Raw genomic sequence first — 23506 nt, forward strand, 5'->3', positions numbered from 1 at the left:
GGACATGACGTCAGCGGTTATTCAGATGGTCAGCCAGGACGATGTGCCGGGCAACCTGGCGCGGGCCCGTGCCCTGCTGGAGCGGGCTGCCGAAGGGGGCGCGCGGCTGGCGGTGCTGCCGGAAAACTTCGCTGCCATGGGCCGGCGCGACAGCGCCGCCATCGGCCGGGCCGAGGCGCTGGGGGAGGGGCCGATCCTCCCATGGTTGAAACAGGCCGCCCGCGACCTCAGGTTATGGATTGTAGCGGGCACCTTGCCGCTGCCGCCGCTCGACCGGCCCGAGGCCAAAGCCCATGCCTGCTCCCTGCTGGTCGACGAGCACGGCGAGCAGGTGGCCCGCTACGACAAATTGCATCTGTTCGATGTGGATGTGGCCGACAACCGTGGCCGCTACCGCGAGTCGGACGATTATGCCCACGGCGCGCGGGTGGTGGTGGCCGATACCCCGGTGGGGCGCCTTGGCCTGAGCGTGTGCTATGACCTGCGCTTTCCCGAGCTGTACAGCGCGCTGCGTGCGGCCGGAGCCGAACTGATCAGTGCACCGGCAGCCTTTACTGCAGTAACCGGTGCGGCCCATTGGGACGTGCTGATTCGTGCCAGGGCCATAGAGACACAGTGTTACGTATTGGCGGCCGCCCAGGGCGGCACGCACCCGGGGCCACGGGAAACCCATGGCCATGCCGCCATCGTCGACCCCTGGGGGCGTATCGTTGCCCAGCAGGCCAGCGGTGAAGCGGTGCTGCTGGCGCCCCGCGACAGCAGCGAACAGGCGTCCATTCGGGCGCGGATGCCGGTGGCCTCGCACCGGCGCTTTTTTTCGCAGGACGCATTGCGGCCTGCGCACACCTCGGAGTGACTATGAGCGAGTTGTTATCCACTGTCAGCGATCACCTGCTGGCGCCGGGCGGCCTGACCCTCGACAGCCTGCAATCGGTGCTGGGCGAGTTGGCCGGGCCGGGAATCGACGCCGCCGACCTGTACTTCCAGGGCCAGATTTCAGAGTCCTGGGCGCTTGAAGACGGCATCGTCAAGGAAGGCAGCTTCAACCTCGACCAGGGGGTCGGGGTACGCGCCCAGTCTGGTGAAAAGACCGGCTTTGCCTACAGCAACGCGATCAACCTCGAAGCCCTGACTTCCGCTGCACGCGCCGCGCGCTCCATTTCCCGCGCCGGCCAGAATGGCAGCGTGCAGGCCTTCAAGAGCCAGGACGTGACCGCGCTGTATGCGCCGGGCAACCCGCTGGATGTGCTCAGCCGCGCCGAGAAGGTCGAGCTGCTCAAGCGTGTCGACGTGGCCACGCGTGCCCTGGACCCGCGTATCCAGCAGGTCAGCGTGAGCATGGCCGGGGTGTGGGAGCGCATTCTGGTGGCCGCTGCCGATGGCAGCCTGGCGGCCGACGTGCGGCCGCTGGTGCGCTTCAACGTCAGTGTGATCGTCGAGCAGAATGGCCGTCGCGAACGTGGCGGGCATGGCGGAGGCGGGCGCACCGACTACCGCTACTTCACCGACGAGCGGGTGATGGGTTTTGCCCGCGAGGCGCTGCGCCAGGCACTGGTCAACCTCGAGGCCATTCCGGCACCGGCCGGCACCTTGCCGGTGGTGATGGGCGCCGGGTGGTCCGGTGTGCTGCTGCACGAGGCGGTCGGGCATGGCCTGGAGGGCGATTTCAACCGCAAGGGCAGCTCGGCCTACAGTGGCCACCTGGGCGAGAAGGTCGCGTCCAGCCTGTGCACCATCGTCGACGACGGCACCCTCGAAGGGCGCCGCGGTTCGTTGAGCGTGGATGACGAAGGCACCCCGACCGAATGCACCACACTGATCGAGAACGGCATTCTCAAGGGCTACATGCAGGACAAGCTCAATGCCCGCCTGATGGGTATGGCAGTCACCGGCAACGGGCGGCGCGAGTCGTATGCGCACCTGCCGATGCCACGCATGACCAACACCTACATGCGCGCCGGCGAAAGCGACCCGGCGGAGATCATCGCCTCGGTCAAGCGTGGCATCTACTGCGCCAACCTCGGCGGTGGCCAGGTGGACATCACCAGCGGCAAGTTCGTGTTCTCCACCAGCGAGGCTTACCTGATCGAAGACGGCAAGATCACCGCGCCGGTCAAGGGTGCGACGCTGATCGGCAACGGCCCCGAGGCCATGAGCCGGGTGTCGATGGTCGGCAACGACCTGTCGCTGGACAGTGGTGTGGGCACCTGTGGCAAGGATGGGCAGTCGGTGCCGGTGGGCGTTGGCCAGCCGACCCTGAAGATCGATGCGATCACCGTGGGTGGCACGGGCGCATGAGCATGAAACCGGGCGGGCAGGGTGCCTGCCCGGTGGCGAGAATCAGCGCAGGCCGCGCTGGATTTCGTCGAGGTCGCGGATGTACTTGAAGATCTTGCGGCTGGCGGTGGGCGCCTTGTTGCGCGCCAGCTCGTGCTGGGCCTGGCGGATCAGCGAGCGCAGCTGCTGGCGATCGGCGTCCGGGTACTCCTGGACGAACTTCTCCAGTACGTCGTCGGTGCCGCCGATCAGCCGGTCGCGCCAGCGTTCGAGGTTGTGGAAGCGTTCGTTGTACTGGCGCGAAGAGGCGTCGAGCTGGTCGAGCAGCGCGAGGATCGCGTCGATGTCCTGGTCGCGCATCAGCTTGCCGATGAACGACTTGTGACGGCGCTTGGCTTCGTTCGCGGTGTGCCGCTTGTGCTCTTCCAGGGCCGCGCGCAGTTCGTCGGTCAAGGGCAGTTTGGCCAGGATATCGGGCTTGAGCGTGGTAAGGCGCTCGCCCATATCAACCAGCGCCTGCATCTCGCGCTTGATTTGGGTTTTGCTTTTTTCGCCGTCGAAGGCGGTGTCGTAAGAATCAACCATGGGGGCAGTCCGCTGAGAATCGCCGCCATGATAACCAGTCGGGGGCCGCTTGTCCGGTCCGGTCGTAGATTGACCCGAGCCGAACGCAGAATTTGAGTGGAGAAAACCATGAGTGCAGTCCAGAGCGTAGGTCCGCAGGCCCTGCCGGCGTTGCAGGAACAGGTCGAACAGATCATCGCCGAAGCCCGGCGCCAGGGCGCCAGCGCCTGCGAAGTGGCCGTATCGCTGGAGCAGGGGCTGTCGACCTCGGTGCGCCAGCGCGAGGTGGAGACGGTGGAGTTCAACCGCGACCAAGGCTTCGGCATCACCCTGTATGTGGGCCAGCGCAAGGGCTCGGCAAGCACCTCGGCCAGTGGCAGCGATGCCATCCGCGAAACCGTGGCGGCGGCCCTGGCCATCGCCAAGCACACCTCCGAGGACGAATGCTCGGGCCTGGCCGACCCGGCCCTGATGGCCCGTGACCTGCAGGATTTCGACCTCTATCACGCCTGGGACATCACCCCCGAGCAGGCCATCGAAAAGGCCCTGGCCTGCGAAGCCGAGGCGTTCGACACCGATGCCCGCATCAAGAACGCCGATGGCACCACACTCAGCACCCACCAGGGATGCCGGGTGTACGGCAACAGCCACGGCTTCATCGGTGGCTACGCCTCCACCCGCCACAGCCTGAGCTGCGTGATGATCGCCGAAGGTGACGGACAGATGCAGCGTGACTACTGGTATGACGTGAACCGCCAGGGCGAGCTGCTGGCCGATCCGCAGAGTATCGGGCGTCGCGCGGCACAGCGTGCGGCGGCGCGCCTGGGCGCACGTCCGGTGCCGACCTGTGAGGTACCGGTGCTGTTCTCGGCGGAGCTGGCCGGCGGGTTGTTCGGCAGTTTCCTGTCGGCGATTTCCGGCGGCAACCTGTACCGCAAGTCGTCGTTTCTGGAAGGCTGCATGGGCCAGCGCCTGTTCCCCAGCTGGCTGACCCTGGACGAGCGGCCGCACCTGCAGCGTGCCCTGGGCAGTGCCTCGTTCGATGGGGACGGCCTGGCGACCTATGCCAAGCCGTTCGTCGAAAATGGCGAGCTGGTGTCGTATGTGCTGAGCACCTATTCCGGACGCAAGCTGGGGCTGCCAAGCACCGCCAACGCCGGTGGCGTGCACAACCTGTTCGTCACGCATGGGGTCGAAGATCAGGCTGCATTGCTGCGCCGCATGGGGCGCGGGTTACTGGTGACCGAGCTGATGGGGCATGGCTTGAACATGGTGACCGGTGACTATTCGCGCGGGGCAGCGGGGTACTGGGTGGAGAACGGCGAGATCCAGTTTGCGGTTCAGGAAGTCACGATTGCCGGCAACATGAAGGACATGTTCCAGCAGATTGTCGCTATCGGCAACGATCTTGAAACCCGTAGCAATATTCACACAGGCTCGGTGCTGATCGAGCGCATGACGGTCGCCGGCAGCTGACACCGCCGGCCTGTGCGCGGTCCCCGTAGGCGCCGGCGTTGCCGGCGAAGGGCCACCTCAGGTTACACATCGAAGCCCGGCCCCGTGCCGGGCTTTTTGCTTTTCGCCTTTGGTCGCACTTGAACTGATTCTGATTATCACTTAATAATGACTATCATTATCTAGGCGATGATGTTCATGAGACCTGTCCTTCACGAATTGCCCTACCTCGAAAACTGGCGCTGGCTGAGCCGGCGAATTCGCTGTGCCCTCGAGCCCGACGAGCCGCGCCTGATCGAACACTACCTGGCCGAAGGTCGCTACCTGGTCTGCTGCACCGAGACCTCGGCCTGGACCGTCGCCTTGACTTCCTTCCGCCTGCTGCTCGACACCGCGTGCGACCGCATGCTGCCGTGGCATTGGCGTTGCTTGTGCCTGGACCAGGCCTGGAAGCCGCTGCTGCAGCTGCGCAAGCTCGACGGCGGCGAGCACGGCCAGCGCTGGCAGCCCTTCGCCCTGCAACTGGCGAACTGCACGCTGCTGCCTTCGATTTCTTTCGCTGAACTGATGCAAGGACTTGATGATGAGTAATACCCGTATCGAGCGTGACAGCATGGGTGAGCTGCAGGTGCCGGCCGAGGCCCTGTATGGCGCCCAGACCCAGCGCGCGGTGAACAACTTCCCGATCAGCCAGCAGCGCATGCCGACCCAGTTCATCCGGGCCCTGCTGCTGGCCAAGGCCGCCGCCGCCAAGGCCAACGTCGAGCTGGAGCAGATCAGCCAGGCACAGGGCGCTGCCATCGTCACCGCCGTGGAACAGTTGCTGGCTGGCGATTTCATGCAGCACTTCCCGGTCGACGTGTACCAGACCGGCTCCGGCACCAGCTCCAACATGAATGCCAACGAGGTGATCGCGACCCTGGCCAGCCGTGTGCTGGGCGACACGGTAAACCCCAATGACCATGTCAACTGCGGCCAGAGCAGCAACGACATCATCCCCACCACCATCCACGTGAGCGCCGCGCTGGCCCTGCACGAACAACTGCTGCCGGCGCTCAAGCACCTGGTGCAGGTGATCGAGCACAAGGCCGAGCAAGTGCACCCGTTCATCAAGACCGGTCGCACCCACCTGATGGACGCCATGCCCGTGCGCATGAGCCAGGTGCTGGGCGGCTGGGCGGCACAGGTCAAGGCGGGCATCGGTCACTTGAACGACACCCTGCCAAGCCTGCAGGCCCTGGCCCAGGGCGGCACTGCGGTGGGCACCGGGATCAACGCCCACCCCGCGTTCGCCGCGCGCTTCAGCCAGCAACTGAGCGGCCTGACCGGGGTGCAGTTCGTGCCGGGGGAAAACCTGTTTGCCCTGATCGGCTCGCAAGACACCGCCGTGGCTGTTTCCGGCCAGCTCAAGGCCACCGCCGTGGCCCTGATGAAGATCGCCAACGACCTGCGCTGGATGAACTCCGGCCCGCTTGCCGGGCTGGGCGAGATCGAGCTTGAAGGGCTGCAGCCCGGCTCCTCGATCATGCCGGGCAAGGTCAACCCGGTGATTCCGGAAGCCACCGCCATGGTGGCCGCGCAGGTCATCGGCAACGATGCGGCCATCGCCGTGGCGGGCCAGTCGGGCAACTTCGAACTGAACGTGATGCTGCCGATCATTGCGCAGAACCTGCTGGGCAGCATCGAGCTGATGGCCAATGTGAGCCGTCTGCTGGCCGACAAGGCCATCGCCACCTTCAAGGTCAACGAACCCAAGCTCAAGGAAGCCCTGGCGCGCAACCCGATCCTGGTGACCGCGCTGAACCCGATCATCGGCTACCAGAAGGCTGCCGAAATCGCCAAGACCGCCTACAAGCAGGGGCGCCCGATCATCGAGGTTGCGCTGGAACACACCGACCTGCCGCGCAGCCAGCTGGAAGTCCTGCTCGACCCTGAAAAACTCACGGCCGGCGGTATCTGACACCGCCCACCGCTTCGGAGGTTTCTGTCATGCAGCATTGGAAACGCACCACTGAAATAGCCAACCGCCTGTTCCAACAGGGCGATCTGGTGGATGCCCGCGAGTTGTACTTGCAGGCCCTGGCCTTGGCCCAGGTGTTGTTCGAGCGCTGGCAGGACGCCGACGAGGCGGTGGCCGCCTGTGTGATTTCGCACCACAACCTGGCCGACCTGCATTTGCGCCTCAAGCAGCCGCAGGAGAGCGCCGAGTACCTGTGCGCCATCCACCAGCGCCTGTTGCAGGCCAGCCAGGATCAGCGCCTTTCGCCGTTGCTGCGCGATGCGGCGCTGCGCCAGAGCAGCAAGACCTACACCGAACTGCTCAATTTCATCAGCGAGTATGGCCAGTACCCCCGTACCGAACGCCTGCTCTACCGCCAGGGGGCGCAGCCGGCGCTGTTTGCTGGCCAGGAACAACTACAGCCCCCAGCCCTTCATTATGGAACCCACTGATATGCCGCATACCTTGCCTGCATTGCCATACGCCTACGATGCGCTGGAACCGCACATCGACACCCAGACCATGCAGATTCACCACAGCAAGCACCACCAGACCTACATCAACAACCTCAATGCCGCCATCGAGGGCACCGAATACGCCGAGTGGCCGATCGAGAAGCTGGTCGCCAGCGTCAAGAGCCTGCCGCAGAATCTGCAGGCCGCAGTGATCAACCAGGGCGGCGGGCACGCCAACCACAGTCTGTTCTGGACGGTGATGGCGCCCGGCGGCGGTCAGCCCCACGGCGCGGTGGGCGAGGCGATCGATGACCAGCTGGGCGGTTTCGAGGCATTCAAGGATGCGTTCACCAAGGCTGCGCTGACCCGCTTCGGCAGTGGCTGGGCGTGGCTGAGCGTAACGCCGCAGAAAACCCTGGTGGTAGAGAGCAGCGGCAACCAGGACAGCCCGCTGATGAACGGCAATACGCCCATTCTTGGCCTGGACGTGTGGGAGCATGCCTACTACCTGCTGTACCAGAACCGTCGCCCCGAATACATCGGCGCCTTCTACAACGTGATCAACTGGTCCGAAGTAGAGCGTCGCTACGTTGCTGCCCTGGTGTGAGTCCTAGCGGCATGCGCTCGGAGGTGATGGCCATTGGCGGTGTGCGCCTGTTCAGGTTGGCGCTGGGCACACTGCTGCTGTTGGTGGGGACGGCGTTGCTGCTGGTACAGGGCTTCGCCTGGCTGGACCTGGAACCGCGGATGTTGCGTGCGCTTGAGGGTGGGGCCATGTGTGCGCTGGGCACTGCCCTGGGCGCAGTGCCGGTGTTGGTGATTCGCAGCATGCCGGTGGCCGTGGCCGATACCCTGATGGGGTTCGGTGCAGGCGTGATGCTGGCCGCCACGGCGTTCTCGTTGATCATCCCGGGGCTGGACGCCGCACAGGCGGTCGGCTTCGGCAAATGGGGGGCAGGTGGCCTGATCAGCTTCGGCCTGCTGTTCGGTGCGTTCTGCATCTACCTGGTGGACCGCAGGGTCTCGGGCGCAACACCGGACGACCTGGTCGCCGTGCCCGGCAGGCCGGTGATTCCGGCGCGCATCTGGGTGTTCGTGATTGCCATCATTGCCCACAACATCCCCGAAGGCATGGCCATCGGGGTGTCGGCCGGTGGCGGCATGCCGGATGCCGACAGCCTGGCCATGGGTATCGCCCTGCAGGATGTGCCAGAGGGGTTGGTGATCGCGCTGGTGCTGGCTGGAGCGGGGATGGGCCGTTTCAAGGCGTTTCTGATCGGCGCGGCATCCGGGCTGGTGGAGCCACTGGCGGCGGTACTGTGCGCGTGGGTGGTGAGCGTCGCCGAACTGATGCTGCCGCTGGGCCTGGCTTTCGCTGCCGGGGCCATGTTGCTGGTGGTGACCCAGGAGATCATTCCCGAGTCACGCAGCAACGGCAATCATCGCCTGGCCAGCCTGGGGCTGTGCATCGGGTTCTGCCTGATGATGGTGATGGATACCGCGTTGTCCTGAAGCGAGAAGGCGAGGTTACTCGCCTTCGTCGAAATAGTTGTTGATCAGTTCGACCAGGCCTTGCAGCGCTTCGGCTTCCTGTTCGCCTTCGGTCTTGAGGTGGATGCTCGTGCCCTTGCCGGCGGCGAGCATCATCACGGCCATGATGCTCTTGCCATCGACCATCGACTCCGGGGTACGGCCTACACGCACCGAACACGGGTACTTGCCCGCCACGCCAACGAACTTGGCCGCTGCTCGGGCGTGCAGCCCCAGCTTGTTGATAATCTCGATTTCAATTGCGGGCATCGCGGGCGGGATCCTGAGGGCTAGAGGTCGCGGTGGCGAACCTGGACGTTCTTCAATGTTTGTTGCAGCACCTGGCCCAGGCGTTCGGTGATGTACACCGAGCGATGATGACCGCCGGTGCAGCCGATGGCGATGGTGACATAGGCCCGGTTGCTGGCGGCGAACCGTGGCAGCCACTTGAGCAGGTACGACGAAATGTCCTGGAACATCTCCTCGACGTCCGGTTGCGCGGCCAGGTAGTCGATGACCGGTTGCTCCAACCCCGAATGATCCCGCAGCTCGGGCTTCCAATAGGGGTTGGGCAGGCAGCGCACATCGAACACCAGGTCGGCGTCGACCGGCATGCCACGCTTGAAGCCGAACGACTCCACCAGAAACGCCGTGCCAGGCTCGGGCTGGTTGAGCAGGCGCAGCTTGATCGAGTCGCGCAGCTGGTACAGGTTGAGGTTGGTGGTGTCGATCTTGAGGTCGGCCAGGTCGGCGATCGGCCCCAGCAGGTCGCTCTCTACCCGGATGGCTTCGGCCAGGGAGCGTTGCGTATTGGTCAGCGGGTGGCGTCGGCGCGTCTCCGAGAAGCGCTTGAGCAGGGTTTCTTCGTCGGCGTCCAGGTACACCACATCGCAATGGATGTGCTTGCTGCGGGCATCCTCCAGCAGCTCGGGGAAGCGGCTCAGGTGGCTGGGCAGGTTGCGCGCGTCGATGGAAACGGCCACCAGCGGCTGCAGCAGCTCGGTATTGATCAGTGCGTTTTCGGCCAGTTGCGGCAACAACCCGGCAGGCAGGTTGTCGATGCAGTAGTAGCCGTTGTCCTCAAGTACCGCGAGCGCGGTGCTCTTGCCGGAGCCGGAGCGACCGCTGACGATGATCAAGCGCATGTTCAGTGCCCGTTTTGCACGTCCAGTACGACCTGGTACAGGGATTGGCTATCGGTGGCCGCGCGCAGTTTGTCGCGCACGTCCTTGCGGTCGAGCATGCTGGCGATCTGGCGCAGCAGCTCAAGGTGCGCATCGGTGGCGGCTTCCGGGACCAGCAGCAGAAACAGCAGGTCGACGGGGGCGCCATCGATGGCGTCGAAGTCGATGGGAGCGTCCAGGTGCAGCAGGGCGCTTACCGGTTTTTCACAACCTTTCAAGCGGCAGTGCGGGATGGCGATACCATTGCCGAAGCCGGTCGAGCCCAGTTTTTCACGGGCGATCAGGCTCTCGAACACGGTTTGGGTGTCCAGCTCGGGTACTTCCTTGCCGATCAGATTGGCAATCTGTTCGAGCGCACGCTTTTTACTGCCGCCCGGCACGTTCACGAGGGAACGGCCGGGGGTCAGGATATCTTCTAGTCGGATCATGGGTGGGGGGGATCAGCGGGCCGCTGCACCTTGCAGGAGGCTTTGCTGTTTTTCCTTGTGTTTTTTCAGTTGGCGGTCGAGCTTGTCGGTAAGGGCGTCGATCGCTGCATACATGTCTTGATGTTCGGCGTTGGCAACCACTTCGCCGCCCGGGATCTGCAAGGTAGCCTCAATTTTCTGCTGAAGCTTTTCGACCTTCATGATCACCGTCACGTTGGTGATCTTGTCGAAGTGACCCTCCAGTCGTTTCAGCTTCTGCTCGACATACTCGCGCAGTGGCGGAGTGACTTCTACATGCTGTCCACTGATATTGACTTGCATACAGCTTCTCCTTTTGTTGCCGGTGCATAAGAGGCAGGTGTTGCGCCTGCCACTGAATTGCGGTGGCACATCTCAGGGGATGTCACATCAATCGCTTGCGTTCGCTCGACGGTGCAATGCCAAGGGACTCGCGGTACTTGGCGACGGTGCGACGGGCTACCTGGATGCCTTGTGCCTCCAGTAAACCAGCGATCTTGCTGTCACTCAATGGCTTTTTCTGATTTTCAGCCGCGACCAGTTTCTTGATGATCGCGCGGATCGCCGTGGACGAGCATTCGCCGCCCTCGGAGGTGCTCACGTGGCTCGAGAAAAAGTATTTCAGTTCGTAGATGCCGCGCGGGGTGTGCATGTATTTCTGCGTGGTCACCCGCGAAATGGTCGACTCGTGCATGCCCACCGCCTCGGCGATATCGTGCAGTACCAGCGGTTTCATCGCTTCGTCGCCGTGGTCGAGAAAGCCGCGCTGGTGCTCGACGATCTGCGTGGCCACCTTCATCAGCGTCTCGTTGCGGCTCTGCAGGCTCTTGATGAACCAGCGCGCCTCCTGCAACTGGTTGCGCATGAAGGTGTTGTCGGCGCTGGTGTCGGCGCGACGCACGAAACCGGCGTATTGCGGGTTGACCCGCAGGCGCGGCACGGCTTCCTGGTTCAGCTCGACCAGCCAGCGGTCGGAATCCTTGCGCACGATGACATCTGGCACCACGTATTCGGCTTCGCTGGACTCGATCTGCGAGCCGGGGCGCGGGTTGAGGCTCTGTACCAGTTCGATGACCTGGCGCAGTTCGTCTTCCTTGAGCTTCATGCGACGCATCAGCTGGCTGTAGTCGCGGCTGCCGAGCAGGTCGATGTAGTCGCTGACCAGGCGCTGCGCCTCGGCCATCCACGGCGTACGCGGTGGCAGCTGGCGCAGTTGCAGCAGCAGGCATTCGCTGAGGTTGCGGGCACCGATGCCGGCGGGCTCGAACTGCTGGATGCGGTGCAGCACGGCCTCGACTTCGTCGAGTTCGATGTCCAGTTCCGGGTCGAACGACTCGCACACCTCTTCGAGGGTTTCCTCGAGATACCCCTGGTTGTTGATGCAGTCGATCAGCGTCACGGCAATCAGCCGGTCGGTGTCGGACATCGGTGCCAGGTTGAGCTGCCACAGCAGGTGGCTCTGCAGGCTCTCGCCGGCGGAGGTGCGGGTGGTGAAGTCCCACTCGTCATCGTCATTGCTGGGCAGGCTGCTGGCGCTGGTCTGGTAGATGTCTTCCCAGGCCGTGTCGACCGGCAGTTCGTTGGGGATGCGCTCGTTCCATTCGCCTTCTTCGAGGTTGTCCACCGTGGGGGCGGACTCCTGGAAGCTGCTCTCCTGAGGTTCGGCAACCGGCTTGGTCTCGGCGTTGTCGGCCATCGGGTCGCTGTTGTCGAAATCCTCGCCTTCTTCCTGGCGTTCGAGCATCGGGTTGGACTCCAGCGCCTCCTGGATTTCCTGTTGCAGGTCCAGGGTGGAGAGCTGGAGCAGTCGGATAGCCTGTTGCAACTGAGGAGTCATCGTCAGTTGCTGGCCCATTCTTAGGACGAGCGATGGTTTCATGGCTGGGGCTTAACACCTTATTCGCCGGCGCACAGGCGCCATCTACTACAAGGGCGCGAGAGGCGCCAACTTTAAGCAAATTATATGCCTGAAATCAAAGCGTTTGCCTAGAGCGCTGGAACAATTAACCCCGGGTGGAGCCATTTGCCAGCGCCCAGGCAGCGCCATGTTCAGCCATGTGCCGCAGCTTACAGGCGGAACTCGTGGCCGAGGTACACCTCTTTCACCAGGTCGTTGGCCAGGATGGTCTGTGCATCGCCTTCGGCGATCAGCTGGCCATCGTTGACGATGTAGGCGGTTTCGCAGATATCCAGGGTTTCACGGACGTTGTGGTCGGTGATCAGCACGCCGATGCCCTTGGCCTTGAGGTGGTGGATGATCTGCTTGATGTCGCCCACGGAGATCGGGTCGACACCGGCGAAAGGTTCGTCGAGCAGGATGAACTTGGGCGCGGTGGCCAGTGCCCGGGCAATCTCCACCCTGCGCCGCTCACCACCGGACAGGCTCATGCCCAGGTTGTCGCGGATGTGGCTGATGTGAAATTCCTGCAGCAGGCTTTCAAGCTCCTTGCGGCGACCATCGCGGTCGAGTTCCTTGCGGGTCTCGAGGATCGCCATGATGTTGTCGGCCACCGACAGCTTGCGAAAGATCGAGGCTTCCTGCGGCAGGTAGCCGATGCCGGCACGTGCGCGACCATGCATGGGCTGGTGGCTGACGTCCAGGTCGTCGATCAGCACGCGGCCCTGGTCGGCCTGTACCAGGCCGACGATCATGTAGAAGCAGGTGGTCTTGCCGGCGCCGTTGGGGCCGAGCAGGCCGACGATCTGGCCGCTGTCGATGGACAGGCTGACATCACGCACGACTTGCCGGCTTTTGTAGGCCTTGGCCAGGTGCTGGGCTTTGAGGGTTGCCATCTACTCGGCCTTCTTCTTCGGCTGGATCACCATGTCGATGCGCGGACGCGACTCGGTGACTTTGCCACCGCGACCAGCGGTAGCGATCTGCTTCACCGTGTCGTAGACGATTTTCTCGCCTTCGGTGGTGTTGCCTTCATTGATGACCTTGGCGCGGTCGATCAGCACGATGCGGTTCTGTGGCGCATTGTACTGAATGGTCTTGCCGTAGCCCTGCATCTTGTCCGGCTTGGCTGCGCTCTGCTGCTGCTCGAAGTAGGCCAGGTTGCCCACCGAGGTCACGACGTCGATATCGCCGGAGGCAGTGCGGGTGATGGTCACGGTGTTGCCTTTGATCATCATCGAGCCCTGGGTGATGATCACGTCACCGGTATAGGTGGCAACGCCTTTCTTGTCATCCAGTTGAGCCTGGTCAGCCTGGATACGGATAGGCTGATCACGGTCGTTCGGCAGGGCCCAGGCGCTCGCGCTTCCCAGTGCTGCGCTCAGGCTGAGCAAAAAGGGGAGGGTTTTAACGAGCCTCATACTGTCCTCTTACGTTGGACAGCAGGTTCATCCTGCCGTCTTTCAGATACGCTTTCATTCCCTTGCCCGTAGTTGTGCCACCGGCGCCGTCGATTCTAACGGCTTGCTCGGTCTGCGCATATTGCTTCTGCGGGAAGACTGTCATGCGGGTGGTGGTAATGATGGTTTCGCGGTTCTGGTCGTCGGTGCGGGCAACCCGCACGTTGTCGATCAGTTCCACTTCGGTGCCGTCCGGGTTGACCTCGCCGCGGGTGCTCTGCACGTGCCACGGGTAGGCGGTACCGCGGTACATGTTGAGGTCCGGCGTGGTCAGCAGCGTCACTTCGCTGGCCTTGAGGTGTTCGACCTTGTCGGCGGTCATCTCGTACTGCAGCTTGCCATCGGGCAGAAACTGCACGCTGTGGGCATTGATGGCGTAGTAGTCGATGGCGCTTTCGTCGACCTGCGCTGCGGGTTCGTCGAGGAACGTCTCGGGGCTGATGTTCCAGTAGCCGACCGCTGCAAACAAGGCAGCGATCACACTGAACAGCGCGATATTGCGGATCTTTTTACTGAACATGGATCGCTCTACAGGTAGTTGGCATTCGCCGCGTCCAGGTTGCCCTGGGCTTGCAGGATCAGTTCGCAGAACTCGCGGGCTGCGCCTTCGCCTCCGCGCGCAAGGGTCACGCCATGGGCGTGCTGGCGCACGAACGGAGCGGCACTGGCTACGGCCATGCCCAGGCCGACCCGGCGAATCACCGGCAGGTCTGGCAGGTCGTCGCCCAGGTAGGCAACCTGTTCATAGCTTAGGCCCAGTTGACCAAGAAGGTCGTCGAGCACCACCAGTTTATCTTCGCGGCCCTGGTACAGGTGCGGGATGCCGAGGTTTTTCGCACGACGTTCGACCACCGGCGTCTTGCGCCCGCTGATGATCGCGGTGGTCACGCCCGAGTTCATGAGCATCTTGATGCCCTGGCCGTCGAGGGTGTTGAAGGTCTTGAATTCGCTGCCGTCCTCGAGAAAGTACAGGCGACCGTCGGTCAGCACGCCGTCCACATCGAATACCGCCAGCTTGATGGCCTTGCCGCGTTGCAGCAGATCGTCGTTCATTTACATCACTCCGGCGCGCAGCAGGTCGTGCATGTTCAGGGCGCCGACCGGCTGGTCGAGCGTGTCCACCACCACCAGCGCGCTGATCTTGTGGTCTTCCATGATCTTCAGGGCCTCGGCCGCGAGCATCTCGGCGCGGGCGGTCTTGCCGTGTACGGTCATCACTTCGTCGATCAGCGTGGTGTGCACGTCGATGTTGCGATCCAGGCTGCGGCGCAGGTCGCCGTCGGTGAACACCCCGGCCAGGCGGCCGTCGCTTTCGCGCACCACGGTCATGCCCAAACCTTTGCGAGACATTTCAAGCAGGGCGTCCTTGAGCAGCGTGCCGCGCTGAACCTGGGGCAGTTCGTCACCGCCGTGCATCACGTTCTCGACCTTGAGCAGCAGGCGTCGGCCCAAGGCGCCGCCCGGGTGCGAGAAGGCGAAGTCTTCGGCGGTGAAGCCGCGCGCCTCGAGCAGGGCGATGGCCAGGGCGTCGCCGAGTACCAGCGCAGCGGTGGTGGAGGACGTCGGGGCCAGGTTCAGCGGGCAGGCCTCCTGGCCCACGCGGGCGTCCAGGTTGACCTCGGCGGCCTTGGCCAGCGGCGAGTCGGGGTTGCCGGTGAGGCTGATGAGCTTGATGCCCAGGCGCTTGATCAGTGGCAGCAGGGTCACGATTTCGTTGGTGGTGCCCGAGTTGGACAGTGCCAGGATGATGTCGTCCCGGGTGATCATGCCCATGTCGCCGTGGCTGGCCTCGGCGGGGTGAACGAAGAACGACGTGGTGCCGGTGCTGGCCAGGGTGGCGGCAATCTTGTTGCCGATGTGCCCGGATTTGCCCATGCCCACCACCACGACCCGGCCCTTGCTGGCCAGGATCAGCTCGCAGGCCTTGACGAAATCGGCGTCGATATGGGCCAGCAGGCCCTCTACCGCTTCGATCTCGAGACGGATGGTGCGCTGTGCGGATTGGATCAGGTCGGTGGATTGGCTCATGTCGTAGATCGGATTGCCTGATGAAAAGGCGGGGATTATAGCGGTAATGCGCCAAAGCCTCACCTGTGATTGCAAGGATGCTCTGCCAGAAACCTTAAGTGAGCCTTAACTTGAGCTGAACAGCCTCGGTGATGGCCTTGGGGTGGCTCTATCAGCGGTGCTATAGTTCGCCGCCTGTTCGGCCCGCTCGGAGCGTGCGTGCCTCCATGAAGGAGGTTGGCGTCTGAGTGAAAAGGCTGCATCGCAAGGAGTTTAGATGAGCGTTGATAACGCCTACGCGGTCGAATTGAAGGGCGTGACCTTCAAGCGCGGCGCGCGCAGCATCTTCAATAATGTCGACATACGCATTCCCCGCGGCAAGGTTACCGGCATCATGGGGCCTTCCGGGTGCGGCAAGACCACGCTGCTGCGTCTGATGGGCGCGCAACTGCGCCCTGCCAGCGGCGAGGTGTGGGTGGCCGGGCAAAACCTGCCGACCCTGTCGCGCAGCGACCTGTTCGACGCGCGCAAGCACATGGGCGTGCTGTTCCAGAGCGGTGCACTGTTCACCGACCTCGACGTGTTCGAGAACGTCGCCTTCCCGCTGCGGGTGCATACCCAGCTGCCCGAGGAAATGATTCGCGACATCGTGCTGATGAAGCTGCAGGCCGTGGGCTTGCGCGGCGCCATCGAACTGATGCCCGACGAACTGTCCGGCGGCATGAAGCGCCGTGTGGCACTGGCCCGGGCGATTGCCCTGGACCCGCAGATCCTCATGTACGACGAACCTTTCGTCGGCCAGGACCCGATCGCCATGGGCGTGCTGGTACGCCTGATCCGCCTGCTCAACGATGCGCTGGGCATCACCAGCATCGTGGTTTCGCACGATCTTGCAGAAACCGCGAGCATTGCCGACTACCTGTATGTGGTGGGGGACGGCCAGGTACTGGGCCAGGGTACGCCGCAGGAGCTGATGGAGTCGGACAACCCGCGTATCCGCCAATTCATGAAAGGCGATCCGGATGGTCCGGTGCCCTTTCATTTTCCTGCGCCTGATTACCGCGCCGATCTGTTGGGGAAGCGTTGATGCGCAGAAAGTCATTGCTCGAACGTATTCGTCTGTTTGGTCGCTCCGCGATCGACGTAGTGGCCGTGCTGGGGCGCTCCTGCCTGTTCCTGCTGCATGCCCTGGTGGGGCGCGGCGGGATTGGCGGCGGGTTCCAGTTGCTGGTCAAGCAGCTGTACTCGGTCGGCGTGATGTCGCTGGCCATCATCGTCGTGTCCGGCGTGTTCATCGGCATGGTGCTGGCCCTGCAGGGCTTCAGCATCCTCACCAAGTACGGTTCGGAACAGGCGGTGGGGCAGATGGTTGCCCTGACCCTGCTGCGTGAACTGGGCCCGGTGGTGACCGCGCTGCTGTTCGCCGGGCGGGCCGGGTCGGCGCTGACGGCCGAAATCGGCAACATGAAATCCACCGAGCAGCTGTCGAGCCTGGAGATGATCGGCGTCGACCCGCTCAAGTACATCGTTGCACCGCGCCTGTGGGCCGGCTTCATCTCGCTGCCGCTGCTGGCGATGATCTTCAGCGTGGTCGGCATCTGGGGCGGGTCCTGGGTGGCGGTGGACTGGCTGGGAGTCTATGAAGGTTCCTTCTGGTCGAACATGCAGAACAGCGTTTCGTTCGTCGACGATGTACTCAACGGGGTGCTCAAGAGCCTCGTGTTTGCCTTCGTCGTCACCTGGATTGCCGTATTCCAAGGCTATGACTGTGAGCCCACTTCAGAGGGGATCAGCCGTGCCACTACCAAGACCGTGGTCTATGCCTCGCTGGCAGTCCTGGGTCTGGACTTTATTCTGACCGCCTTGATGTTTGGAGATTTCTGATGCAAAACCGCACCCTGGAAATCGGTGTCGGCCTGTTCCTCCTGGCCGGGATCCTGGCACTGCTTCTGCTGGCCCTGCGCGTCAGCGGCCTGTCCGCCAGCCCGAGCAGCGATACCTATAAACTTTACGCCTACTTCGACAATATCGCCGGTTTGACTGTCAGAGCTAAAGTGACCATGGCCGGTGTAACCATCGGCAAGGTCACGGCCATCGATCTGGACCGCGATACCTATACCGGTCGGGTGACGTTGCAGCTGGAAAAACGCGTCGACAACCTGCCGACCGATTCCACCGCCTCGATCCTGACCGCCGGGTTGCTCGGCGAGAAGTACATCGGCATCAGCGTGGGCGGTGAGGAAGCGGTGCTCAAGGAAGGTGGAACCATCCATGACACCCAGTCGGCGCTGGTACTGGAAGATCTGATTGGCAAGTTTTTGCTCAATACCGTTGGCAAAGAAGCTAAATAAGGAGTTTCCATGATTTCCATCCTGCGACGCGGCCTGTTGGTATTGCTGGCGAGCCTGCCGTTGATGGCCGTTGCGGCCACGCAATCGCCCAAAGAAGTGATCCAGACCACCACCACGCAACTGCTGTCCGACCTCAAGGCGAACAAGGAGCAGTACAAGGCCAACCCCAGCGCGTTCTACGATGCGCTCAACGCCAACCTGGGACCGGTGGTGGATGCCGATGGCATCTCCCGCAGCATCATGACGGTCAAGTACTCGCGCAAGGCTACCCCGGCCCAGATGCAGCGCTTCCAGGAAAACTTCAAGCGCAGCCTGATGCAGTTCTATGGCAACGCCCTGCTGGAATACAACAACCAGGGCATCACCGTGGGCGCCGAGAAGAAGGACGGCGACGACCGTGCCAGCGTCGACATGACGGTCAAGGGCAACAACGGCGCCGTCTACCCGGTTTCCTACACCCTGACCAAGCTCAATGGCGAGTGGAAGGTGCGTAACGTCATCGTCAACGGCATCAACATCGGCAAGCTGTTCCGTGACCAGTTCGCCGACGCCATGCAGCGCAACGGCAACGACCTGGACAAGACCATCGACGGCTGGGCCGGCGAAGTGGCCAAGGCCAAGGAAACCACCGAGCAAGCGGCCGAGAAGCAGGCCCAATGAGTGCGGCAGTCACCCTTGCCGCACCCGGCGTGCTGAGCCTGTCCGGTGTGCTGGATTACCGCACCGGCCCGGTGCTGCGCAAGCAGGGCAGGGCCCTGATTGCTGCCAGTCGCGAGCCATCGCTGGTGCTGGACTGTTCGGCGGTGGAGCTTTCCAGCAGCGTGGGTCTGTCCCTGCTGCTGGCCTTCACCCGTGACGGGCAGGCGGCGGGCAAGACCATCGAGGTGCGCGGCATGCCCCATGGCATGCACGAAATCGCTCAGGTGTACGGGCTCGGCGAGCTGCTGGCCGGTCAATAAATACGGGTGCGCGACGGGCCCCTCTGTCAGAGTCCTCGTTTACGGGGTTCGCAGGCGAGGGGCTTTTTTGTATGATGGCCGACCCGCGCGCACAGGGCGCCGATTGAGGTTGAGCATGCAGGCCGTAGAAGTTAAGAACTTCCTTGAAGAAAAGTTGCCGGGAACCCGGGTCGAAGTTGAAGGCGAAGGCTGCAACTTCCAGCTGAACGTAATCAGTGACGAATTGGCGGCCCTGAGCCCGGTCAAGCGTCAGCAGCAGATCTATGCTCACCTGAACCCGTGGATCACCGATGGCAGCATCCATGCGGTAACCATGAAATTTTTCAGCAGCGCAGCCTGGGCTGAGCGCACCTGAGCCAACTTGGCGGCGAGATTCCAATGGACAAACTGATTATCACTGGCGGCGTTCGTCTCGATGGCGAAATCCGCATTTCCGGCGCAAAGAACGCAGCGCTGCCGATTCTGGCGGCCACCCTGCTGTGCGACGGCCCGGTCACCGTCGGCAACCTGCCGCACCTGCACGACATCACCACCATGATCGAGCTGTTCGGTCGCATGGGCATCGAGCCTGTGATCGACGAGAAGCTCGCGGTGGAGATCGACCCACGCACCATCAAGACCCTGGTCGCGCCGTATGAGCTGGTGAAGACCATGCGCGCCTCGATCCTGGTGCTGGGCCCGATGGTCGCCCGTTTCGGCGAGGCCGAAGTGGCCCTGCCTGGCGGCTGCGCCATTGGCTCGCGCCCGGTCGACCTGCACATCCGCGGCCTCGAGGCGATGGGCGCGAAGATCGAAGTCGAAGGCGGCTACATCAAGGCCAAGGCGCCTGAAGGCGGCCTGCGCGGTGCGCACTTCTTCTTCGACACCGTCAGCGTGACCGGTACCGAGAACATCATGATGGCCGCTGCCCTGGCCAAGGGCCGCAGCGTGCTGCAGAACGCCGCGCGCGAGCCGGAAGTGGTCGACCTGGCCAACTTCCTCAACGCCATGGGCGCCAAGGTGCAGGGTGCCGGTACCGACACCATCACCATCGACGGCGTCGAGCGCCTGGGTTCGGCGGTATACCGCGTGATGCCCGACCGTATCGAGACCGGCACCTACCTGGTGGCCGCTGCCGTGACCGGCGGTCGCGTCAAGGTCAAGGACACCGATCCGACCATCCTCGAGGCGGTACTGGAGAAGCTCAAGGAAGCCGGTGCCGAAATCACCACCGGTGAAGACTGGATCGAGCTGGACATGCACGGCAAGCGGCCGAAAGCCGTGAACCTGCGCACCGCCCCGTACCCGGCGTTCCCTACCGACATGCAGGCGCAGTTCATCTCCCTCAACGCCATTGCCGAAGGCACGGGCGCGGTGATCGAGACGATCTTCGAAAACCGCTTCATGCACGTGTACGAGATGCACCGCATGGGCGCGCAGATCCAGGTCGAAGGCAACACGGCCATCGTCACCGGCACCAAGACCCTCAAGGGCGCTCCGGTCATGGCCACCGACCTGCGGGCTTCGGCCAGCCTGGTCATTTCGGCGCTGGTCGCCGAGGGCGACACCCTGATCGATCGCATCTACCACATAGACCGTGGCTACGAGTGCATCGAAGAGAAACTGCAGATGCTGGGCGCGAAGATCCGTCGCGTACCGGGCTAGCCCTGCACTCGGCGCAGGGACGCGCCACAAGAATCGATTGCCGTCGGGCGCCTGCACGGGTCCGGCGGCTAAAGCCGCTTAAGGATTGACGTTTCCCATGTTGACCATCGCGCTGTCCAAGGGCCGCATTCTCGACGACACCCTGCCATTGCTGGCAGAGGCGGGCATCGTGCCTACCGAGAATCCGGACAAAAGCCGCAAGCTGATCATCCCGACCACCCAGGACGATGTGCGCCTGCTGATCGTGCGTGCCACCGACGTGCCGACCTACGTCGAGCATGGCGCCGCCGACCTGGGCGTGGCCGGCAAGGACGTGCTGATGGAGTACGGCGGCCAGGGCCTGTACGAGCCGCTGGACCTGCAGATTGCCCAATGCAAGCTGATGACCGCCGGTGCCATCGGCGCTGCCGAACCCAAGGGGCGCCTGCGCGTGGCCACCAAGTTCGTCAACGTCGCCAAGCGCTACTACGCCGAGCAGGGCCGTCAGGTCGACATCATCAAGCTGTACGGCTCGATGGAGCTGGCACCGCTGATCAACCTGGCCGACAAGATCATCGACGTGGTCGACACCGGCAACACCCTGCGTGCCAACGGCCTGGAACCCCAGGAACTGATCGCCACCATCAGCTCCCGGCTGGTGGTCAACAAGGCCTCGATGAAGATGCAGCACGCACGCATCCAGAGCCTGATCGACGCCTTGCGTCTGGCCGTGGAATCGCGACACCGCGGCTGACCCCTGCGCGCGACCTTCGCTGTCGCGCCCGTCTATCCGCGTCATAGCCAATTTTCTCGGGTGCCCGCGCGGATGGACTGGTAGCTTAGGGCGCCTGAGCATCCGCCATTTACCGAGGCCTTAGCCATGACCACGTCCACTGCAATTCGCCGACTCAACGCTGCTGACCCGGATTTCGCCCGACATCTGGATCATCTGCTGAGCTGGGAAAGCGTATCTGACGATGCGGTCAACCAGCGGGTGCTGGACATCATCAAGGCCGTGCGCGAGCGCGGCGACGCGGCGCTGGTGGAATTCACCCAGCGTTTCGACGGCGTCCAGGCCACCTCCATCGATGACCTGATCCTGGGGCGCGAGCGCCTGGAGCTGGCCCTGAGCCGCATCACCCCGGCGCAGCGCGAGGCGCTGGAAACCGCCGCCCGCCGGGTGCGCAGCTACCACGAAAGGCAGAAGCAGGACTCCTGGACCTACACCGAGGCCGACGGCACCGTGCTGGGCCAGAAGGTCACGCCGCTGGACCGCGCCGGGCTGTACGTACCGGGTGGCAAGGCGTCGTACCCCTCGTCGGTACTGATGAACGCGATTCCGGCCAAGGTTGCCGGGGTGTCCGAAGTGGTCATGGTGGTACCCACCCCGCGTGGTGAAATCAACGAGCTGGTGCTGGCTGCGGCGTGCATCGCCGGGGTCGATCGGGTGTTCACCATCGGTGGCGCCCAGGCGGTTGCCGCACTGGCCTACGGCACCGAGAGCGTGCCGCAGGTAGACAAGGTGGTCGGCCCGGGCAACATCTACGTGGCCACCGCCAAGCGCCATGTGTTCGGCCAGGTGGGCATCGACATGATTGCCGGCCCGTCGGAGATCCTCGTGGTGTGCGACGGCCAGACCGATCCGGACTGGATCGCCATGGACCTGTTCTCCCAGGCCGAGCATGACGAAGACGCCCAGGCGATTCTGGTCAGCCCCGATGCCGAGTTCCTCGACCGCGTGGCCGCAAGCATCGACAAGCTGCTGCCGGGCATGGACCGCGCCGAGATCATCCAGACCTCCATCAATGGCCGTGGCGCACTGATCCACGTGCGCGACATGCAGCAGGCCATCGAGGTGGCCAACCGCATCGCCCCCGAGCACCTGGAGTTGTCGGTGGCCGACCCGCAGGCCTGGTTGCCGCAGATCCGCCATGCCGGTGCGATCTTCATGGGCCGCCACACCAGCGAAGCGCTGGGCGACTACTGCGCTGGCCCCAACCACGTGCTGCCTACCTCCGGCACCGCACGGTTCTCCTCGCCGCTGGGGGTGTACGACTTCCAGAAGCGTTCCTCGATCATCTTCTGTTCCGAGCAGGGCGCTTCGGACCTGGGTCGCACCGCGTCGGTGCTGGCTCGTGGCGAATCCCTGAGCGCGCACGCACGCAGCGCCGAATACCGCATCCTTGGCGATCACACCCCTGTCGATAAAGAGGGCAACTGAGCATGAGCAAATTCTGGAGCCCCTTCGTCAAGGACCTGGTGCCTTACGTGCCGGGCGAGCAGCCCAAGCTGAGCAAGCTGGTCAAGCTCAACACCAACGAAAACCCCTATAGCCCTTCGCCAAAGGCGCTGGAGGCCATGCGCGGCGAGCTCAACGACAACCTGCGCCTGTACCCGGACCCCAATGGCGACCGGCTCAAGCAGGCGGTGGCCAGTTACTACGGCGTGCAGGCCAGCCAGGTGTTCCTGGGCAACGGTTCGGACGAAGTGCTCGCGCACATTTTCCACGGCCTGTTCCAGCACGATGCGCCGCTGCTGTTCCCCGACATCAGCTACAGCTTCTACCCGGTGTACTGCGGCCTGTACGGCATCCCGTATGAGGCGGTAGCGCTGGACGAGCAGTTCCAGATTCGTGTCGAGGATTACCAGCGCGCCAACGGCGGCATCATCTTCCCCAACCCGAACGCACCCACTGGCTGCCTGCTGGCGCTGGAGGCAGTCGAGCAGATGCTGCAGGCCAACCCGGATTCGGTGGTGGTGGTCGACGAAGCCTACATCGACTTCGGCGGCCAGACCGCCATCAGCCTGGTGGACCGCTACCCGAACCTGCTGGTGACCCAGACCTTGTCCAAGTCGCGTTCCCTGGCCGGCCTGCGGGTCGGGCTGGCGGTCGGCCACCAGGACCTGATCGAGGCGCTGGAGCGCATCAAGAACAGCTTCAACTCCTATCCGCTGGATCGTCTGGCCATCGTCGGCGCGGCGGCGGCGTTCGAGGACCAGGCGTATTTCGAACAGACCTGCCGTCAGGTGATCGACAGCCGGGAGCAGCTGGTGGCGCAGTTGACCGACCGCGGTTTCCAGGTGCTGCCGTCGGCGGCCAACTTCATCTTTGCCCGTCACCCCGAGCAGGATGCCGCTGCGCTGGCGGCCAAGTTGCGCGAGCAGGGCGTGATCGTGCGCCACTTCAAGCAGCAGCGCATCGCGCAGTTCCTGCGTATCAGCATCGGTACGCCCGAGCAGAACCAGGCGCTGCTTGACGCCTTGAACTGATAGCGCCTTGTCTTTCGCCAGCTAGGCGG

General features: G+C 63.6%; 29 protein-coding genes. 18 read left to right on the plus strand and 11 right to left on the minus strand.

Annotated elements, in window-relative coordinates:
- The first annotated feature begins 4 nt into the window (after positions 1–4).
- Both LOY33_RS04855 and tldD read left to right on the plus strand, forming a co-directional pair.
- Positions 5–856, plus strand: a complete 852-nt coding sequence (locus tag LOY33_RS04855) for a carbon-nitrogen hydrolase family protein (RefSeq protein WP_054916383.1) — start codon at positions 5–7, stop codon at positions 854–856.
- 2 nt (positions 857–858) lie between these two features.
- The gene (tldD, locus tag LOY33_RS04860; RefSeq protein ID WP_043862470.1) at positions 859–2298 is read left to right on the plus strand and encodes a metalloprotease TldD; all 1440 of its coding nucleotides are present in this window, start codon (positions 859–861) and stop codon (positions 2296–2298) included.
- Positions 2299–2340: 42 nt separating this feature from the next.
- Here the strand turns inward: tldD and yjgA are convergent, their stop codons facing one another.
- Positions 2341–2862: a ribosome biogenesis factor YjgA gene (yjgA, locus tag LOY33_RS04865; RefSeq protein ID WP_043862469.1), complete on the minus strand. Its 522-nt coding sequence runs from the start codon at positions 2860–2862 to the stop codon at positions 2341–2343.
- Positions 2863–2970: 108 nt separating this feature from the next.
- On the opposite strand from yjgA, the gene pmbA reads away from it, so the two are divergent.
- From pmbA to LOY33_RS04895, 6 genes are all read left to right on the plus strand, one after another.
- Positions 2971–4317 (plus strand): metalloprotease PmbA, encoded by a 1347-nt coding sequence (pmbA, locus tag LOY33_RS04870; RefSeq protein WP_258662005.1) that lies wholly within the window; start codon positions 2971–2973, stop codon positions 4315–4317.
- A gap of 168 nt (positions 4318–4485) precedes the next feature.
- Positions 4486–4887 (plus strand): hypothetical protein, encoded by a 402-nt coding sequence (locus tag LOY33_RS04875; protein WP_043862467.1) that lies wholly within the window; start codon positions 4486–4488, stop codon positions 4885–4887.
- Positions 4880–6256, plus strand: a complete 1377-nt coding sequence (locus LOY33_RS04880) for a lyase family protein (RefSeq protein WP_058541428.1) — start codon at positions 4880–4882, stop codon at positions 6254–6256. Before LOY33_RS04875 ends, LOY33_RS04880 begins: the two co-directional genes overlap by 8 nt.
- Before the next feature lie 29 nt (positions 6257–6285).
- A complete protein-coding gene (locus LOY33_RS04885) occupies positions 6286–6747 on the plus strand; it encodes a tetratricopeptide repeat protein (RefSeq protein WP_043862465.1) in 462 nt (153 codons plus the stop codon).
- A gap of 1 nt (position 6748) precedes the next feature.
- Complete coding sequence (locus LOY33_RS04890; RefSeq protein ID WP_258662008.1) at positions 6749–7357, plus strand: superoxide dismutase; 609 nt, start codon at positions 6749–6751, stop codon at positions 7355–7357.
- Positions 7358–7368: 11 nt separating this feature from the next.
- On the plus strand, positions 7369–8262 hold the full coding sequence (locus tag LOY33_RS04895; protein ID WP_058541430.1) for a ZIP family metal transporter: 894 nt from the start codon (positions 7369–7371) through the stop codon (positions 8260–8262).
- 15 nt (positions 8263–8277) lie between these two features.
- On the opposite strand, the gene LOY33_RS04900 is transcribed toward LOY33_RS04895, so the two are convergent.
- The 10 genes from LOY33_RS04900 to LOY33_RS04945 all read right to left on the minus strand — a co-directional run bounded on the left by LOY33_RS04900 (position 8278) and on the right by LOY33_RS04945 (position 15295).
- Positions 8278–8550, minus strand: coding sequence for an HPr family phosphocarrier protein (locus LOY33_RS04900; protein ID WP_043862462.1), 273 nt, complete (start codon positions 8548–8550; stop codon positions 8278–8280).
- 20 nt (positions 8551–8570) lie between these two features.
- Positions 8571–9425, minus strand: a complete 855-nt coding sequence (gene rapZ / locus LOY33_RS04905; protein WP_043862461.1) for an RNase adapter RapZ — start codon at positions 9423–9425, stop codon at positions 8571–8573.
- A gap of 2 nt (positions 9426–9427) precedes the next feature.
- Positions 9428–9892 (minus strand): PTS IIA-like nitrogen regulatory protein PtsN, encoded by a 465-nt coding sequence (ptsN, locus tag LOY33_RS04910; protein WP_043862460.1) that lies wholly within the window; start codon positions 9890–9892, stop codon positions 9428–9430.
- Positions 9893–9904: 12 nt separating this feature from the next.
- A complete protein-coding gene (gene hpf, locus LOY33_RS04915) occupies positions 9905–10213 on the minus strand; it encodes a ribosome hibernation-promoting factor, HPF/YfiA family (protein ID WP_043862459.1) in 309 nt (102 codons plus the stop codon).
- Between the two features lie 82 nt (positions 10214–10295).
- Entirely contained in the window at positions 10296–11789 is a 1494-nt protein-coding gene (locus tag LOY33_RS04920; protein ID WP_043862458.1) for an RNA polymerase factor sigma-54, read from the minus strand.
- A gap of 188 nt (positions 11790–11977) precedes the next feature.
- Positions 11978–12703: an LPS export ABC transporter ATP-binding protein gene (gene lptB / locus LOY33_RS04925; RefSeq protein ID WP_043862457.1), complete on the minus strand. Its 726-nt coding sequence runs from the start codon at positions 12701–12703 to the stop codon at positions 11978–11980.
- Positions 12704–13228 (minus strand): lipopolysaccharide transport periplasmic protein LptA, encoded by a 525-nt coding sequence (lptA, locus tag LOY33_RS04930; protein WP_054916380.1) that lies wholly within the window; start codon positions 13226–13228, stop codon positions 12704–12706.
- Entirely contained in the window at positions 13215–13787 is a 573-nt protein-coding gene (gene lptC, locus LOY33_RS04935; RefSeq protein ID WP_043862455.1) for an LPS export ABC transporter periplasmic protein LptC, read from the minus strand. The genes lptA and lptC overlap by 14 nt, the downstream gene beginning before the upstream one ends.
- 8 nt (positions 13788–13795) lie before the next feature.
- Entirely contained in the window at positions 13796–14320 is a 525-nt protein-coding gene (locus LOY33_RS04940; RefSeq protein WP_043862454.1) for an HAD family hydrolase, read from the minus strand.
- A complete protein-coding gene (locus LOY33_RS04945; RefSeq protein ID WP_043862453.1) occupies positions 14321–15295 on the minus strand; it encodes a KpsF/GutQ family sugar-phosphate isomerase in 975 nt (324 codons plus the stop codon).
- A gap of 256 nt (positions 15296–15551) precedes the next feature.
- Between LOY33_RS04945 and LOY33_RS04950 the strand changes: the two genes are divergently transcribed.
- From LOY33_RS04950 to hisC, 10 genes are all read left to right on the plus strand, one after another.
- The gene (locus tag LOY33_RS04950; protein WP_043862452.1) at positions 15552–16361 is read left to right on the plus strand and encodes an ATP-binding cassette domain-containing protein; all 810 of its coding nucleotides are present in this window, start codon (positions 15552–15554) and stop codon (positions 16359–16361) included.
- A complete protein-coding gene (mlaE, locus tag LOY33_RS04955; RefSeq protein WP_043862451.1) occupies positions 16361–17158 on the plus strand; it encodes a lipid asymmetry maintenance ABC transporter permease subunit MlaE in 798 nt (265 codons plus the stop codon). Before LOY33_RS04950 ends, mlaE begins: the two co-directional genes overlap by 1 nt.
- Positions 17158–17625 (plus strand): outer membrane lipid asymmetry maintenance protein MlaD, encoded by a 468-nt coding sequence (gene mlaD, locus LOY33_RS04960; protein WP_043862450.1) that lies wholly within the window; start codon positions 17158–17160, stop codon positions 17623–17625. The genes mlaE and mlaD overlap by 1 nt, the downstream gene beginning before the upstream one ends.
- Positions 17626–17634: 9 nt before the next feature.
- On the plus strand, positions 17635–18285 hold the full coding sequence (locus tag LOY33_RS04965) for a phospholipid-binding protein MlaC (RefSeq protein ID WP_043862449.1): 651 nt from the start codon (positions 17635–17637) through the stop codon (positions 18283–18285).
- Positions 18282–18584: a lipid asymmetry maintenance protein MlaB gene (locus LOY33_RS04970; protein WP_054916378.1), complete on the plus strand. Its 303-nt coding sequence runs from the start codon at positions 18282–18284 to the stop codon at positions 18582–18584. The genes LOY33_RS04965 and LOY33_RS04970 overlap by 4 nt, the downstream gene beginning before the upstream one ends.
- Positions 18585–18699: 115 nt before the next feature.
- Positions 18700–18939 (plus strand): BolA family protein, encoded by a 240-nt coding sequence (locus LOY33_RS04975; protein ID WP_010223373.1) that lies wholly within the window; start codon positions 18700–18702, stop codon positions 18937–18939.
- 23 nt (positions 18940–18962) lie between these two features.
- Positions 18963–20228, plus strand: a complete 1266-nt coding sequence (gene murA, locus LOY33_RS04980) for a UDP-N-acetylglucosamine 1-carboxyvinyltransferase (protein ID WP_043862447.1) — start codon at positions 18963–18965, stop codon at positions 20226–20228.
- 97 nt (positions 20229–20325) lie between these two features.
- Entirely contained in the window at positions 20326–20961 is a 636-nt protein-coding gene (gene hisG / locus LOY33_RS04985) for an ATP phosphoribosyltransferase (protein WP_043862446.1), read from the plus strand.
- Positions 20962–21087: 126 nt separating this feature from the next.
- On the plus strand, positions 21088–22428 hold the full coding sequence (gene hisD, locus LOY33_RS04990) for a histidinol dehydrogenase (protein ID WP_043862445.1): 1341 nt from the start codon (positions 21088–21090) through the stop codon (positions 22426–22428).
- A gap of 2 nt (positions 22429–22430) precedes the next feature.
- Positions 22431–23477 (plus strand): histidinol-phosphate transaminase, encoded by a 1047-nt coding sequence (gene hisC / locus LOY33_RS04995; RefSeq protein ID WP_258662035.1) that lies wholly within the window; start codon positions 22431–22433, stop codon positions 23475–23477.
- Positions 23478–23506 lie beyond the last annotated feature (29 nt).

This window comes from Pseudomonas sp. B21-036 (genome assembly GCF_024748925.1).
GTDB lineage: Bacteria > Pseudomonadota > Gammaproteobacteria > Pseudomonadales > Pseudomonadaceae > Aquipseudomonas > Aquipseudomonas palmensis.